This is a genomic window from Leisingera sp. SA32 (assembly GCF_056033425.1).
On record NZ_JBVYHB010000031.1, the window covers coordinates 1 to 15,593 of the forward strand.

At 62.0% G+C, this 15,593-nt stretch carries 11 protein-coding genes; 5 read left to right on the top strand and 6 right to left on the bottom strand.

Annotation, left to right across the window (positions count from 1 at the left end):
- Positions 1–68: 68 nt before the first annotated feature.
- The 5 genes from AC0IPL_RS21820 (at position 69) to AC0IPL_RS21840 (ending at position 6,520) form a co-directional block, all read left to right on the top strand.
- Positions 69–1,195, top strand: a protein-coding gene (locus AC0IPL_RS21820) for an IS3 family transposase (protein ID WP_474275345.1) whose coding sequence is annotated in 2 segments (ribosomal slippage) — positions 69–333 and positions 333–1,195 — 1,128 coding nt in all. Because the reading frame shifts where the segments join, the coding sequence is not laid out codon by codon here.
- A 37-nt stretch (positions 1,196–1,232) separates the two neighbouring features.
- Positions 1,233–1,634: a Tn7 transposase TnsA N-terminal domain-containing protein gene (locus tag AC0IPL_RS21825; protein ID WP_474277368.1), complete on the top strand. Its 402-nt coding sequence runs from the start codon at positions 1,233–1,235 to the stop codon at positions 1,632–1,634.
- Positions 1,631–3,775: a hypothetical protein gene (locus AC0IPL_RS21830; RefSeq protein WP_474277371.1), complete on the top strand. Its 2,145-nt coding sequence runs from the start codon at positions 1,631–1,633 to the stop codon at positions 3,773–3,775. The genes AC0IPL_RS21825 and AC0IPL_RS21830 overlap by 4 nt, the downstream gene beginning before the upstream one ends.
- Positions 3,765–4,718, top strand: coding sequence for an ATP-binding protein (locus AC0IPL_RS21835; protein WP_474277374.1), 954 nt, complete (start codon positions 3,765–3,767; stop codon positions 4,716–4,718). Before AC0IPL_RS21830 ends, AC0IPL_RS21835 begins: the two co-directional genes overlap by 11 nt.
- Positions 4,715–6,520 (top strand): TniQ family protein, encoded by a 1,806-nt coding sequence (locus AC0IPL_RS21840; protein WP_474277377.1) that lies wholly within the window; start codon positions 4,715–4,717, stop codon positions 6,518–6,520. Before AC0IPL_RS21835 ends, AC0IPL_RS21840 begins: the two co-directional genes overlap by 4 nt.
- 387 nt (positions 6,521–6,907) lie before the next feature.
- On the opposite strand, the gene AC0IPL_RS21845 is transcribed toward AC0IPL_RS21840, so the two are convergent.
- The 6 genes from AC0IPL_RS21845 to AC0IPL_RS21870 all read right to left on the bottom strand — a co-directional run.
- Positions 6,908–8,398 (bottom strand): NCS1 family nucleobase:cation symporter-1, encoded by a 1,491-nt coding sequence (locus tag AC0IPL_RS21845; protein ID WP_474277380.1) that lies wholly within the window; start codon positions 8,396–8,398, stop codon positions 6,908–6,910.
- A 96-nt stretch (positions 8,399–8,494) separates the two neighbouring features.
- On the bottom strand, positions 8,495–9,955 hold the full coding sequence (hydA, locus tag AC0IPL_RS21850; RefSeq protein WP_474277383.1) for a dihydropyrimidinase: 1,461 nt from the start codon (positions 9,953–9,955) through the stop codon (positions 8,495–8,497).
- A gap of 5 nt (positions 9,956–9,960) precedes the next feature.
- Complete coding sequence (locus AC0IPL_RS21855; protein ID WP_474277386.1) at positions 9,961–11,211, bottom strand: Zn-dependent hydrolase; 1,251 nt, start codon at positions 11,209–11,211, stop codon at positions 9,961–9,963.
- Positions 11,212–11,266: 55 nt separating this feature from the next.
- The gene (gene aptA, locus AC0IPL_RS21860; protein WP_474277389.1) at positions 11,267–12,586 is read right to left on the bottom strand and encodes an omega-aminotransferase AptA; all 1,320 of its coding nucleotides are present in this window, start codon (positions 12,584–12,586) and stop codon (positions 11,267–11,269) included.
- Positions 12,587–12,613: 27 nt separating this feature from the next.
- Positions 12,614–14,050, bottom strand: coding sequence for an NAD(P)(+) transhydrogenase (Re/Si-specific) subunit beta (locus tag AC0IPL_RS21865; protein ID WP_474277392.1), 1,437 nt, complete (start codon positions 14,048–14,050; stop codon positions 12,614–12,616).
- 13 nt (positions 14,051–14,063) lie between these two features.
- On the bottom strand, positions 14,064–15,593 hold a 1,530-nt coding region (locus AC0IPL_RS21870), incomplete at its 5' end, for a Re/Si-specific NAD(P)(+) transhydrogenase subunit alpha (protein ID WP_474273841.1).

Here is a 15,593-nt window from a genome sequence, read left to right on the forward strand (position 1 = left end):
TGGAACGCCCCCACTGAAGTGGTCCACCTTTTGGGATAGAATTATCCCGTTTTCAGGAGGACGACGAGATGGCCGGCAAGCGAGAGAAGCCCGAAGATATCGTGCTGAAGCTGCGACAAGTTGAAGTGCTGCAAGGGCAAGGCAAATCAGTTCAGGAGGCCGTGCGGCAGATCGGAGTGACGGTTCAGACCTACTATCGATGGCGCAAGGAGTATGGCGGCATGAGCCGCGATCAGCTCAAGCGGCTGAAAGAGCTGGAAGCTGAGAATACCCGGCTCAGACGAGCCGTGTCGGATCTGACACTGGACAAGATGATCCTGGCCGAGGCCGCACGGGGAAACTTCTAAGCCCTTCCCGCCGCAGGCAGTGCATCAACCATGTGCAGCAAACCCTCAGCGTATCGGAGCGCAGGGTTTGCCGCACATTAGGTCAGCATCGCTCTACGCAGCGCAAGGTGCCCTGTGGTCTACCGGACGAAGCCCGGCTGACCGAGGACATCACCGCGTTGGCCGAAGAGTTTGGCCGCTATGGATATCGCATGATCACTGGGCTGCTGAACAACAGCGGCTGGCATGTAAATCACAAGCGCGTTGAACGGATCTGGCGGCAGGAGGGGCTTAAAGTCCCGCAAAAGCAACCCAAGAAAGGCCGACTTTGGCTGAATGATGGTTCCTGCGTCCGGCTGCGGCCGGAGCGCCCGAACCATGTCTGGTCCTATGACTTTGTTCAGGACCGAACCCACGACGGGCGGATCTTCCGCACGCTGAATATCATCGATGAGTTCACGAAGGAGGCGCTGGTGATCCGGGTCAAACGCAGGCTCAATTCAACGGATGTGGTCGACGCATTGACGGATTTGTTCATCCTACGCGGCCCGCCGGAATACATAAGGTCGGATAATGGTGCAGAATTTATTGCCAAGAAGGTGCGTGCCTGGATCGATGCCGTCGGTGCGAAAGCCGCATTCATCACCCCCGGCTCACCATGGGAGAACGGCTACTGCGAGAGCTTCAATGCCCGTTTCCGGGATGAGCTGCTCAACGGCGAGGTCTTCACCACGTTACGCGAGGCCCAGATCCTGATCGAACGCTGGCGGCGTCACTACAATACGGTCAGGCCCCACAGCGCCTTAGGATACCGGCCGCCAGCGCCCAAGAGCATTGTCCCGATAGACCAAAGGCCGACTATGCACTAACATTCAAACTGGACCACCCGATGGGGGCACACCAGCCATGCTGCCTGGCTTCCAGCGCCCGCGCCTCATCCACTTCGAGAGTGCGCTCGAATACGCCTTCCTCTGCCTGATGTTGGTACACGACGACGTGCACCACATACGCGAACAGCCTCCGGCGATATCCTATGTCGACACTGACGGCCGCCCCGCGCGACATGTCTTCGATTTCTTGGTCACGAAAACGGACGGGGAGCGCATTGCCGTAGCCATCAAACCCATGCCGCGTGTACTGACGCTAAACTTTGCTTCCGAGCTCGAAGCGGTCTCGGCGGCAGTAACCAAATCGTTCGCGGATCGCGTGCTGCTCGTCACGGACCAGCACATTGACCGACAGGCTGCCGCTGAAGCGGCTCGAAAGCTCGCCTGGTCGCGCCCCTCTCTGGTGGAGGTGGCGGCATGACCCTGCGTTTTCGCTTCTCAAGCTCTGACATGATCACCACGGCAGGGGTCGCCATGCGTCCCATTGAGATCAATGACATCGGAGGCACCTTCGAGCGTGTTGGTCAGCCGGGGATAACGGAGGCTTTTTCCCACCAAGAGCTCGCCGAGATGATGCGACGACCGGATACAACGTATTTTGCCGGCTACTTCGACCGGGCTACGCAGGAGATGCGGCTAAACAAGCCAGTCGAAGTGATCAGTGAACTGCCGGAACAGATCGGCAGACTGGTGATTTGGCGGAAAGCGGTCTGCGATGCTTTCCTGACTTTAGAGGCAAAAGATCAAATCAAGCGCACCCAAGACAGCTATGACAGCGCGCGCCCACGACTAGCCGCAGAAACGCAGCGGCTTGTCGGCGAAGGCGCCGCAGCAGCCAAGAAGGCTAGACCAGGCAAAGACGTCACCGTACGCAACCTTCCGGGTAGCCGAACTGCGTTTCAATGGGTGCGTGCTTATCAATCTGCGAGTTGCTCACCACTTGCCCTGATCCCCGAGACTTATCGTTCCGGGAACCGGACGCGGATTTGGTGCCCGCGATCTGAAGCTCTGATGAATCAGGTCATCGAGATCTACGCCGACACGCAGCGCCCAACCAAGGTCCAAGCTATTAAGCAAACCCAGGCGCTTTTCGATGAGGAGAACCGAAAACGTGCCGACGCCGGGGTACCTATTATGGTCGTTCCATCGGCCGCAAGTATTCGACGTCGCCTAGACATGGCTGATCCGTTCTACCTCTACGCCAAGCGGAATGGTGCTGCAGCTGCCGCTAGACATTTTGCCATGAGCAGCAACGGTCCCGATGTCGTGCGCCCCATGGAGCGGGTCGAGATGGATGAAAACAAATTAGACGTCATGTCGTTGCTGACGCTGACCGGCATCTGGGAGCACCTGCCGCCGGATCGGCAGAAGAAATTCGAGACAGGGCGGCGCTGGATGTATCTTGCGATCGACTGCGCCACGAAGTGTGTCGTGTCGATGCGACTGGCCGACAATCCGAACTCGGATGATGCGATCCGCGCGCTGCGGCAGATTTTCGAGGACAAGACCCCGCTGGCCCAGGCGGCCGAATGCGAAAGCACATGGCATCATCATGGTGGAATCGGAACAATTGTGACCGACATGGGGCCTGCCTTCGTCTCGGATGCCTTCCAGGCAACGGTGGCGTCGCTTGGGGTCACGTCGCACTTGCCGCCCGCTGGAATTCCCTGGATGCGGGGCCACATCGAGTCCTTCTTCCGCACTCTCGGGCATCAGCTCATGCCGCTCTTGGCAGGTCGAACCTTCTTCGACACCATTGATCGCGGCGACAATCCTTCAGAAATGCTCGCCTGTCTTTGCGACGACGATCTGATCAAGGTCCTGCTGACCTATATCGTTGATATCTATCACAACCAGCCACACGGCTCGCTGAAGGGGGAAACTCCGAATGCAGCTTGGAAGCGGCTGGTGGCTGAACACGGGACGCCCCCGGTGCCGGATGGTTTGACCCTCAGGAAGGCATTCGGCAGGCCGATGCCCCGGAAGCTCAACGACGAGGGCGTACTGTTCTCGGGGCTTAGCTATAGCTGCGAGGCGCTGCGGGAAGCCTATCTGCACTCCCCCATACGGGAGGTGGAAATCAGGGTCGATCTGCAGGACATCGGGTGGATCGCCGTCAAGGTCGGAGCCACTTGGTATCCGGCGCTCGCCAATCAACCCGGCTTTGAGGGCGTGAGCTTCGATGAGCTGCGCGAGGGCATCCGGGCCGTTCGTCACGCACATGCGCGTGCTGCGAAGTTGGATGCGCCCAAGGTCCAGCGGGCAATCGCGCGGATATCGGACGCGAACCGCCGCGCATTCGCGCTGCGCGCCCTGACACCTTTCCATGTGACCGACGTGGAAGTCGCCCGTGCAGATTCGGCACTGCACTATCCGCTCCGCTCTGATGAGCAGCGGTTGGGATTCATGCCGCCGAGCAACGACCTGCTCAATGACGCAATCTCCATTACTCCGCCAACGGACACATCTCGGAAGCCGAACAGCGACGATAACGGGCCGATCTCCGAGCGTCGAACGAGACGCAAGAACCGCAAACGCTGGGGGTTTAATGATGGGAAATGATCTGATCACCCATGCGGCACAACGGGTCGCTGAACTGAAGGCGTATTTCGTCGATCACGAGCGCTTTGTTCCACTGGCAGAAGGGTTCTCCATCCTCGCCGAGAAAAGGCTCGTAGACATCCAGACCGACCGTATCAGCGAGGCACAAGGGCTTGCCCTGTCCGGGCACTCCGGGGCCGGAAAAAGCGCGGCAATCACACATCTTCTTGCCCAAGAAAGGCAGAGGCTGGCCGATCAGGGATACGGAGATTCAACCATCATCAGCTTGCGGGTACCATCGCCCGCAACGCTGAAATTCGTCGGGCAGATGCTGCTTCGGGCGCTCGGCTACCCCATCGGTGCCGATCGCCATGCCTGGTACATCTGGGACCTGGTCCAACATCACCTCAAGGAGCGGCGCGTCCTGTTCGTGCATCTCGACGAGGCGCAGGATCTTGCGTCGCGGGGCACCAAGCACGAGCTGGATTCAGTCACATCCATGCTGAAGACCCTGATGACGGACCCGGAATGGCCGGTCGGGATCATTCTTTCGGGCACAAACGAGCTGGAAGACATCCTCAACCACGACCACCAGCTCGCTCGACGCATGAGGACCGTTCGCTTCGAGAGCCTACCCCCCGCCGCATATGGTGATGATATCCTCGATCTGCTCGAGAACTACTGTGAACTGGCGCAGCTCGAACCAGAGGATGACGTTCTGGAATTATCCCACGGCGAACGCGTGGTCCATGCTGCGGCAAACCAATTCGGCATCGCCATCGTCCTGATCCTCGACGCCATCGAGGACGCTTATCTGCAGGGCCAGAAGACGCTGAACCAGCGCAATTTCATCAGGGCCTACCATCGGCGGACCTCCTGCGATGCCGAGTTCAACCCGTTTGTCGTGCCGGACTTCATGCGCATCGACGCCCGCCAGGTGTTTTCTCGGGAGAACCGCACATGATGTTGTCACCCCTCAAGCCGCTTCCGCTCAACGTCACCCCGGTACCCGGTGAAAGCGCGACATCGCTTGCGTCCCGCATCGCGCGGAAGAACGGGACTGCCAGTCTTCAGTCTTTCTGCGCCGACATGAGCATTTCCTATCGCGCTCTGAAGGTCGGCGACCCGGTGGAGATCGAGCGGGTTGCCGCACTCGCCGGGTGCGATCACACCAAACTCCGCACCTGGACGCCCCACGCCCCGTCGAAGACGAATTATCAGCTGGGGGCAGAAGCGCCGAGGTTCACGGCCTACAGCCGAAGCACGATCAGAGGATGCCCGAAATGTGCCGCTGAAGCTCTTTCAGAGTATGGTGCCCATGGCCCGTTTCATCTCGGGGCATGGCAACTCACTTCAATCCGAACCTGCGCCCGGCATTCTTGCATGTTGATCGAGGTCCCGCCTCCCTCGCATCACAAGCACAGCTATGATTTCGCGCGGATGGTCGACAACATGGACATAGACGACATTCAGATCGTTGCCGAAGAAGCGCGATCTCTGGAGCGCTACCTCCTTGGCCGATTGGATGGCGCGTCTGCGGGCCGTTGGCTCGACACGCTGGAATTCCATGTCGCGGCACAGCTTTGCGAAAATTTCGGCCTTTTGCTGACGCGAGGCCCCAAAGCCAGTCGAGCTGAAACGACCGAACGACAATGGCTTGAGGCCGGTGCAGCCGGATACGACGTCCTATGCAACGGACCTGATCAGATGGTCGCAGTGCTTGAAGAGCTTCGCTTAAAGGCAGGCCCTGGCTGTCACACCTACGGTGCGATTGCAGGTTCTTTCCTGACCTGGCTATCACAGCGTGAGGATGATGCCGCATTCGATGACATCCGTCAGATGGTCTTCGACTACATCTTGCGGACCTATCCCGTGCTCGTCGGTAGCACAGTCCTGCGGATACGGTGCGACAGGCAACAGGTGTATTCCCTTCGAAAAGGCGCGAAGGCCTACGGCATCGACGAACGGATGCTGCGCCATAAGCTTCTGGAGCGTGGCGACATCTCGAAATCGGGAAAATCCGGTGCCATCACCTATCATCGCTACCCGTCACGGGAGACGCTGCAAAAGCTCGCCAATGAAACCAACGGCGTGCTACGCGGGTTCGATGCGGCAGACTATCTCGGGCTGGACATCCACCTGCTGCGCACGTTCGTCGTGGAAGGGCTCATCAAGAAGGCAGGAGAGATGGCCCGAAACGCGCCGTATTTCCGAAGGGAGGATCTCGACGCGTTTCTTGGTCGCTTGTATCGCCAAACACGCCCCGATTTGGAATCGGCCAGTGATGAGGTTTCCCTCATTGCGGCCACGCCCGCGTGCCAATGCTCGACCCTCGAACTCCTGAACCTGATTTTCGAACATGACATTCCGCTACGCTGTGCTGCGGGCGCAGACCTAAGGTTCAACGATTTCCTGATATCTGTCGAGCGGGCAAAAACGGCCATAGGCCAGAGCTCAGCTGGTGCGATCAGCATGTCGGAAGCTGCCGGTAAGCTAGGGGTCGATACCGCAACAATCCGCAACCTGGTGAACGCAGGCTACTTGAGTGCTGCTCCGAAGGCCAAAAGGTCCTCCGAACGCTGGCGGGTGGTCGATGAGGCCTCCGTCGCAGCGTTCGGCGGACACTACATCTCGGCTGCCGATCTTGCTCACGAGCTGCGACGCGATACCGCCAATCTCTGCCGCGAGCTTTACAAAAACGGCGTCGAACCACTCATCTTCAACGGCGAGAACCGGATCATCTTTCGCCGTCGCGATGTGAGCTAGATATAAGGTCAGGAACGCCGCTGGGTCCTGCTGCCTGATGGGGCCGCAGCCCGTGCATTCCATCCCCAAGACCTTCTGACACGACGAGCCTTGAGAAAGCCGACCACTGTGTCGGCTTTTTTCATATCTTCCGAGAGGCAACCCTATCTGACGAAAAAGGCAGCTTCAGTTCAGCATCGAGATTTCGGGTCGCTGAATTCAAAAGGAAATTTTGACGCTCAGAGGCAAAACTATGTGCCCCTTCCCACCCTTCATTCAAAATGAAAAAGCAACCGGACACGGATGTGTCGTCGGTTGTTTTCGTACGTGAATAAGCCTGTGTCGGCAAAGGCTTGGCCCTGCCCTGACGCAAGGACCGGGGCAGCCGAAGCCGCCCCGGTGGTGATGTTACTTGTTCAGGATCTTCGACAGCACCAGATAGGCGGCGCCAGCCACGAACAGGCCCACGAACCAGGCGTAGGTATAGATCGTCGCGAAGAAGTCCGAGGTGCCTGCGGTGATGCCGACACCGGCCAGGAAGCCCGGCAGGTTCGGCAGGATGCCGATCACCAGCGCCCAGACACCGGCCCAGTTGGTGCCGTTCTTGCCGGAGTAGATGCCGTTCAGCTTGAACAGCTCAGCCACCTCCAGCTTGGTCTTGCGCAGCAGGTAGTAGTCCGCCAGCATCACACCCGCGATCGGCCCCAGCAGCGCCGAATAGGCGATCAGCCAGCCGACGATGTGGTTGACCAGCACCCAGGGGAACATGGCGATGCCGATGCCCGCGGTGATGTAGCCGCCGCGCTTGAGGTTGATCTTGCTGGGCGCGAGGTTGGCAAAGCCGTGCGCCGGCGCCACCACATTGGCCGCGAGGTTGGTGGTCAGCGTTGCCACGATCAGCGCGAACAGCGCGATGATCACCGACAGGCCGCCCATCTTCTCGGACAGCTGGATCGGATCCCAGATCGCCTCGCCAAAGATCACCACGGTGGCCGAGGTCACGGCAGAGGCGATGAAGGCAAACAGCGCCATCGGGATCGGCAGACCCACCAGCTGGCCCAGCAGCTGGTCTTTCTGGCTGCGGGCGTGACGGGTGAAGTCGGGAATGTTCAGCGCCAGGGTTGCCCAGAAGCCGATCATGCCGGTGAGGCTCGGCCAGAACACGGACCAGAACTGGCCTTCCTGCGGCTGGCCGGGGTCAAAGGCGCTGGGGGTCGACAGCATTTCGCCAAAGCCACCGGCGTTGACATAGGCCCAGCCCAGCAGTGCCAGACCCATCGCCAGCAGGAAGGGCGCGGCATAGGTTTCCAGCCAGCGGATCGATTCCGTGCCGTTCTTGATGAAGTAGAGATGCAGCCCCCAGAAGGCGAGGAAGCAGATGAACTCGCCCGCGCTGATGCCGAGAATCGCCAGCGGCTCACCCGCCAGCGCGCCGCCGGTCAGGGTGTTGAGGATCACGAAGATCGCCGAGCCACCGACCCACGTCTGGATGCCGAACCAGCCACAGGCGACGATGCCGCGCGCAACGGCCGGGATCTTGGCGCCCGTGGGGCCAAAGGAGGAGCGCAGCAGCACCGGGAAGGGGATGCCGTATTTGGTGCCCGCATGGCCCACCAGCACCATCGGGATCAGCACGATGGCGTTGGCCGCAAGAATGGTCAGCACCGCCTGATCCCAGCTCATCCCCGAGCCGATCAGGTAGGAGGCCAGCAGGTAGGTCGGGATGCAGACCACCATGCCAACCCAGAGGGCGGCGATTGCCAGCCAATCCCAAGTGCGCTGCTCGGCGGTGGTGGGCAGCTGGTCTTCGTTGTACAGCTCCTGGTCGATCCCAGCCAGATCAACCTGCTGCGCCGATTGGGCGCCCGGTGCTGTGTATCCGCTTGTTATGTCAGCCATTATCAGTTCTCCCTGTTATTTTGGCTTGTTGCGGCCCCGGAGAGTTTGCGGGGTCCGCGATGTGAAAATTCCCCGGCTTGCACCGGGGAATGTCGATCAGACGCAGGCGGGCATGTTTTCCGCCGAGCGTTGGACCTGGCGTGGCGCGGTCAGCTCTTTCCACTTCGACAGCGCCTTGTTCACCTCTGGGAAGGGGGCGCGTTCGACGAAGCGGCCGTGGCCCGGGGTCGCGCAGACGGTGCCGTCGTCCACCGCGACCTCGCCCCGGCTGAGCGTGTAGCGCGGCAGGCCGGTGACCTCGCGGCCGGAAAATACGTTGTATTCCACCACCGACTGCTGGGTCTCGGGCGAGATCACCTTGGATTTCGTGGGATCCCAGACCACCAGATCGGCATCGGAGCCTTCCACGATCGCCCCCTTCTGCGGGTAGATGTTGAGGATCTTGGCGATATTGGTGGAGGTGACGGCGACAAATTCATTCGGCGTCAGGCGGCCGGTGTTGACGCCTTCGGTCCACAGCACCGGCATCCGGTCTTCCAAGCCGCCGGTGCCGTTGGGGATCTTGGTAAAATCGTCGATACCGAAGCGTTTCTGCTCCACCGAGAAGGCGCAGTGGTCGGTGGCCACAACCTGCAACGATCCCGCCTGAAGGCCGGCCCAGAGGCTGTCCTGGTGGGATTTGTCGCGGAACGGCGGCGACATCACCCGCTGCGCGGCGTGGTCCCAGTTGGGGTTGCGGTATTCGCTGTCGTCCAGGACCAGATGCTGGATCAGCGGCTCGCCAAAGACACGCATGCCTTTCTGGCGCGCCCGGCGGATCGCCTCATGCGCCTGCTCGCAGGAGGTGTGCACAACATAGAGCGGAACACCTGCCATGTCGGCGATCATGATGGCCCGGTTGGTGGCTTCGCCTTCGACCTCGGGCGGGCGCGACAGGCCGTGGCCTTCGGGGCCGCGGATGCCGTCGGCCAGCAGTTTCTGCTGCATGGTGGCGACCACGTCGCCGTTTTCCGCATGCACCATCGGCAGCGCGCCAAGGGCCGCACAGCGGCGGAAGCTGTCAAACAGCTCGTCATCCTCCACCATCAGCGCGCCCTTGTAGGCCATGAAGTGCTTGAAGGAGTTGATGCCGAGGTCGACGACCTGCTGCATCTCGTTGAAGACCTGCTCGCTCCACCAGGTCACCGCCATGTGGAAGGAGTAATCGGCGCAGGCGCGTTTCGACTTGGCCTGCCAGGCCTCCAGCGCCTCCAGCATCGACTGGCCGGGGCTGGGCAGGCAGAAATCCACCACCATGGTGGTGCCGCCCGCGAGGCCCGCACGGGTGCCGGATTCAAAATCATCTGCCGAATGGGTGCCCATGAAGGGCATTTCCAGATGCACATGGGGGTCGATGCCGCCGGGCATGACATAGCACCCCTCGGCGTCCAGCACCTTGTCGCCGCTGAGGTTCGTGCCGATCTGCACGATCTTGCCCTCCTCGATCGCCACATCGGCGGCATAGCTGCGGTCGGCGGCGACGATGGTGCCGCCCTTGATTACGGTTCTGCTCGTCATTGTCTTCACTCCACGATTTCTGCAGTTTCCAGCACGGCATGCAACAGCACATCGGTGCCCGCAGCGGCCCATTCGCGGCTGATTTCCTCGTCCTCGTTATGGCTGAGTCCATCGACGCAGGGGCACATCACCATGGCGGTCGGCGCCACCTTGTTGATCCAGCAGGCGTCATGCCCCGCGCCCGAGATGATGTTGCGGTGCGAGTAGCCCAGATTTTCCGCCGCGCGCCGCACAGCCGAGACGCATGTCTCGTCGAAGGTGACCGGATCGAAGTGGCCGACCTGCTCGATTTCCAGGCCCAGTTCCAGCTCCTCGGCGATTCTGGCAGCCCCCTCGCGCAGACGGCGCTCCATGTCTTCTTGCGTGTCGAAGCTGGGCGAGCGGAAGTCGATGGTGAAGACCACCTTGCCCGGCACGATGTTGCGGCTGTTGGGGTAGTAATCGCAGTGCCCCACCGCGCCGACGGCGTCCGGCTGATGGCTCATCGCGATTTCATGCACCAGATCGGTGATCCGCGCCGCGCCCAGCCCCGCATTGCGGCGCATCGGCATCGGGGTGGAGCCGGTATGCGCCTCCTGGCCCGTCAGCGTCACCTGCAACCAGTTCAGGCCCTGACCGTGGGTGACAACGCCGATGTCCTTGCCCTCGGCCTCCAGAATCGGACCCTGCTCGATGTGCAGCTCGAACATGGCGTGCATCTTGCGGCTGCCGACCGGCTCGTCACCGACATAGCCGATGCGGGCCAGTTCTTCGCCGAATTTCTTGCCCTCCGCATCCTCGCGCGCGTAGGCCCAGTCCTGGGTGTGCACACCGGCAAAGACGCCCGAGGACAGCATGGCAGGCGCAAAACGTGTGCCTTCCTCGTTGGTCCAGTTCACCACCACGATGGGGCGGCGCGGGGTGATTCCCTGATCGCGGATCGAGCGCACGACCTCAAGGCCCGCCAGCACGCCCAGCACACCGTCGTATTTGCCGCCCGTGGGCTGGGTGTCCAGGTGGCTGCCCATCATCACCGGATCCAGATCCGGCTCGGCGCCTTCGAGGCGGGCAAACATGTTGCCCATGCTGTCGACGCCCACCGTCATGCCGGCCTCTTCGCACCAGCGTTTGAACAGGTCGCGGCCTTCCTTGTCGGCGTCGGTCAGCGTCTGGCGGTTGCAGCCACCGCGCAGGCCGGGGCCAACCAGAGCCATTTCCATCAGCGAATCCCACAGGCGGCTGCCGTTGATGCGGGCGTTGCTTAGCACATCTTTCATTTTGTCTCTCCCTAGTGGCGGCTGCCACCCGGACTGGCGGGCGGCAGCGGTCAGGTCACGCGCTGAGCGATTCGGCGAGGATGCCGATCAGCGTGTCGATTTCGGATTTCTCGATGATGAGCGGCGGCGACATGGCGATGATGTCGCCGGTGGTGCGCAGATGCGCCCCCTTGTCCCAGGCCCGCAGGTAGACGTCCAAGGCGCGCTTGGTCGGCATATCCGGCACCGGCTCCAGCTCCACCGCACCAACCAGACCCGCGCAGCGGATGTCCTTTACATGCGGCAGACCCTTGAGGCTGAACATTGCCTCGGCCCAATAGCCCTCCAGCGCGGCGGCGCGTTCGAACAGCTCCTCCTCGCGGTAGGTGTCGAGGGCGGCAAGTGCTGCGGCACAGGCCACCGGGTTGCCCGAGTAGGTATAGCCGTGGAACAGCTCGATCATATGGTCCGGGCCGGTCATGAAGGCATCGTGGATCTCGCTGCTGATCATCACCGCGCCCATCGGGATGACCCCGTTGGTCAACCCCTTGGCGGTGGTGATCATGTCCGGCTCGACACCGTAGTAATCAGCGCCAAAGGCCCGGCCCAAACGACCATAGGCGGTGATCACCTCGTCAAAGATCAACAGGATGCCATGCTGGCGGGTGATCTCGCGCAGGCGTTTCAGATAGCCCTTGGGCGGCAGGATCACCCCGGCAGAGCCCGCCATCGGCTCGACGATCACTGCGGCAATGGTTTCCGCCCCGTGCAGATCGATCAGCCGGACCAGATCCTCGGCCAGCTCGACGCCATGTTCTGCCTCGCCCTGGCTGTAAGGATTGCGCTCGGGGTCATGGGTGTGGCGCAGGTGGTCGACGCCGGTCAGCAGGCTGCCGAAATGACGACGGTTGTTGACGATACCGCCGACAGCGATGCCGCCGAAGTTCACCCCGTGATAGCCCTTCTCGCGGCCGATCAGACGGGTGCGACCCGCCTGCCCCTTGGCCTTGTGGTAGGCCAGCGCGATCTTCAGCGCGGTTTCCACCGATTCGGAGCCGGAGTTGGTGAAGAACACGTGATTCAGATCGCCCGGCGCCAGTTCGGCCAGCCGGTTGGCCAACTCAAACGCCTTGGGGTGGCCCATCTGAAAGGCCGGCGCATAGTCCAGCTCGGTCATCTGGTTCGTCACCGCCTCGGTGATGCGCGGCGCGGCGTGGCCTGCGTTGACACACCAGAGGCCGGCGGTGCCATCCATCACCTGCTTGCCCTCGGTGGTGGTGTAATACATGCCCTTTGCGCCGGCGATCATGCGCGGGTTCTGCTTGAAATGCCGGTTGGCGGTGAAGGGCATCCAATAGGCGTCCATGGCGTTTGCACGCTTGGGGTTGGTGTCCATGTCCTGATCCTTTGTCTTGAGAATTGGTCAGCTGACGGAAGTCAGCAGCGTGTCGAGGCTTTGCTTGGCGTCGCCGTAGAACATGCGGGTGTTGTCCTTGAAGAACAGCGGGTTCTCGATGCCGGAGTAGCCGGTGCCCTGGCCGCGCTTGGAGACGAACACCTGTTTCGCCTTCCAGCACTCCAGCACCGGCATGCCCGCGATGGGGGAGTTCGGATCCTCCTGCGCCGCCGGGTTCACGATGTCGTTGGAGCCAATGACAATCGCCACATCGGTCTGCGGGAAGTCGTCGTTGATCTCGTCCATCTCCAGCACGATGTCGTAGGGCACCTTGGCCTCGGCCAGCAGCACGTTCATGTGACCCGGCAGACGGCCCGCCACCGGGTGGATGGCAAAGCGCACCTCTTTGCCCTTGGCGCGCAGGCGGCGGGTCAGCTCGGCGACGTTCTGCTGCGCCTGCGCCACCGCCATGCCGTAGCCGGGGATGATGATGACCGAATCGGCCTCCTCCAGCGCCTGCGCCACGCCCTCGGCATCGATCGCGATCTGCTCGCCCTCGACCTCCATCGCAGGCCCGGTGCTGCCGCCAAAGCCGCCGAGGATCACGCTGACAAACGAGCGGTTCATCGCCTTGCACATGATGTAGCTGAGGATCGCGCCCGAAGAACCCACCAGCGCGCCGACCACGATCAGCAGGTCATTGCCCAAGGAGAAGCCAATCGCCGCCGCCGCCCAGCCGGAGTAACTGTTCAGCATCGAGACCACCACCGGCATGTCGGCGCCGCCGATGCCCATGATCAGGTGGTAGCCGATGAACAGGGCCGCCAGCGTCATCACGAACAGCGGCAGGAAGCCGCCCGAATTGAAGTACCAGATCAGGCAGATGAACGACAGCGCCGCGGCACCGGCGTTCAGCGCGTGACCGCCCGGCAGCTTGGTCGCGGCGGAGGTGACCTTGCCCGCCAGCTTGCCAAAGGCAATCACCGAGCCGGTAAAGGTGATCGCGCCGATGAAGATGCCCAGGTACAGCTCAACCCGCAGAAACCCGATCTCGGCCGGGGTTTTCTTGGCAATCAGCTTGGCGAAAGTGCCGAGGTCTTCGGTGCTGCCCGCCGCCACGGCCGCGGCCACATTGCCGATCTCGAAATGGGCGATGAAGCCGACAAAGACCGCCGCCAGACCGACCAGCGAATGCATCGCCGCCACCAGCTGCGGCATCTCGGTCATCTGCACCTTTTTCGCAACATAAGTGCCGATGATGCCGCCGCCCGCGATCAGCAGGACCGACAGCAGCCACAGGCCGGAGCCCGGCCCGATCAGCGTGGCAAAGACCGCCAGCGCCATGCCCGCGATGCCGTACCACACCGCGCGTTTGGCGCTTTCCTGGTTCGACAGGCCGCCAAGCGACAGGATGAAAAGAACAGCCGCAACGACATAGGCGGCGGTGGTGAAACCGTAATCCATCTGTTCGGCCTCCTTAGGATTTCTGGAACATGGCGAGCATGCGCCGGGTGACGAGGAAGCCGCCGAAGATGTTGATTCCGGCCATGAACACGCTGAGCGCTGCGAGCAGAATCACCAGCCAGCTGCCGGATCCGATCTGCATCAGGGCGCCCAGGATGATGATCGAGGAGATCGCGTTGGTGACCGCCATCAAAGGCGTGTGCAAGCTGTGCGCCACCCCCCAGATCACCTGGAAGCCCACGAAACAGGCCAGCGCAAAGACGATGAAATGCTGCATGAAGCTCGCGGGCGCAAACAGCCCCACCAGCAGCAACAGCGCGCCCCCGCCCGCCAGCAGGGTGACCTGGCTCTTGGTCTGCGCCTTGAAGGCGGCCACTTCGGCGGCGCGTTTCTCCTCCGGCGTCGGCTCCGGCACGGCCTCCTTGGGCTTGGCGGCGATCGCCTGCACCTTGGGCGGCGGCGGCGGGAAGGTGATCTCGCCCGCAAAGGCCACGGTGGCGCCGCGGATCACGTCATCCTCCATGTCATGATTGATCTGGCCGTCCTTCTCGGGGGTCAGGTCGGTCATCATGTGGCGGATGTTGGTGGCATAAAGCGTCGAGGCCTGCGCCGCCATCCGGCTGGGGAAATCGGTGTAGCCGATGATGGTGACGCCATTGTCGGTGACGATCTTCTCATCCGCAACGGTCAGCTTGCAGTTGCCGCCCTTCTCCGCCGCGAGGTCGACGATCACCGAGCCCGGCTTCATCGCCGCGACCATGTCCTCGGTCCACAGCTCGGGCGCTTCGCGGTTGGGGATCAGCGCGGTGGTGATGACGATGTCCATCTCGGGCGCCAGCTCGCGGAACTTGGCCAGCTGCGCTTCGCGGAATTCCGGCGAGGATACAGATGCATAGCCGCCGGTGGCGGCGCCGTCCTGCTGCTCTTCCTCGAAATCGAGATAGACGAATTCGGCGCCCATCGATTCCACCTGCTCGGCCACTTCGGGCCGCACGTCAAAGGCATAGGTGACCGCGCCCAGGGACGTGGAGGTGCCGATCGCGGCCAGCCCCGCCACACCGGCGCCGACCACCAGCACCTTGGCGGGCGGCACCTTGCCTGCGGCGGTGATCTGGCCGGTGAAGAAGCGGCCGAAGTTGTTGCCCGCCTCAATGACGGCGCGGTAGCCCGCGATATTGGCCATGGAGGACAGCGCATCCATCTTCTGGGCGCGGGAGATCCGCGGCACCATTTCCATCGCGATGACATTGGCGCCCTTCGCCTTCGCGGCCTCCATGCCCGCGTCGTTGCCTGCGGGGTTGAAGAAGGAAATCAGCGTCTTGCCCTTGGTCAGCCGTTTCAGCTCGGTCTCGTTCGGCTGGCGCACCTTGGCGATGATATCCGCGGTTTTCCAAAGCTGCGCGGCGGTCTTGACGATCTCGACGCCTGCCTCGGCGTAGGCGGCATCCGAAAACCCCGCCGCCGCCCCGGCCCCGCTCTCAATCGCGCAAGTGTAGCCCAGCTTCTGCAACTGCCGCGCCGAGTCCGGCGTCAGCGCAACGCG

Excerpts from the sequence above, each read along its gene's own strand:
- AC0IPL_RS21825 (WP_474277368.1), top strand. The coding sequence starts at position 1,233 with ATGCTGCCTGGCTTCCAGCGCCCGCGCCTCATCCACTTCGAGAGTGCG.
- AC0IPL_RS21830 (WP_474277371.1), top strand. The coding sequence starts at position 1,631 with ATGACCCTGCGTTTTCGCTTCTCAAGCTCTGACATGATCACCACGGCA.
- AC0IPL_RS21835 (WP_474277374.1), top strand. The coding sequence starts at position 3,765 with ATGGGAAATGATCTGATCACCCATGCGGCACAACGGGTCGCTGAACTG.
- AC0IPL_RS21840 (WP_474277377.1), top strand. The coding sequence starts at position 4,715 with ATGATGTTGTCACCCCTCAAGCCGCTTCCGCTCAACGTCACCCCGGTA.
- AC0IPL_RS21845 (WP_474277380.1), bottom strand. The coding sequence starts at position 8,398 with ATGGCTGACATAACAAGCGGATACACAGCACCGGGCGCCCAATCGGCG.
- hydA (WP_474277383.1), bottom strand. The coding sequence starts at position 9,955 with ATGACGAGCAGAACCGTAATCAAGGGCGGCACCATCGTCGCCGCCGAC.
- AC0IPL_RS21855 (WP_474277386.1), bottom strand. The coding sequence starts at position 11,211 with ATGAAAGATGTGCTAAGCAACGCCCGCATCAACGGCAGCCGCCTGTGG.
- aptA (WP_474277389.1), bottom strand. The coding sequence starts at position 12,586 with ATGGACACCAACCCCAAGCGTGCAAACGCCATGGACGCCTATTGGATG.
- AC0IPL_RS21865 (WP_474277392.1), bottom strand. The coding sequence starts at position 14,050 with ATGGATTACGGTTTCACCACCGCCGCCTATGTCGTTGCGGCTGTTCTT.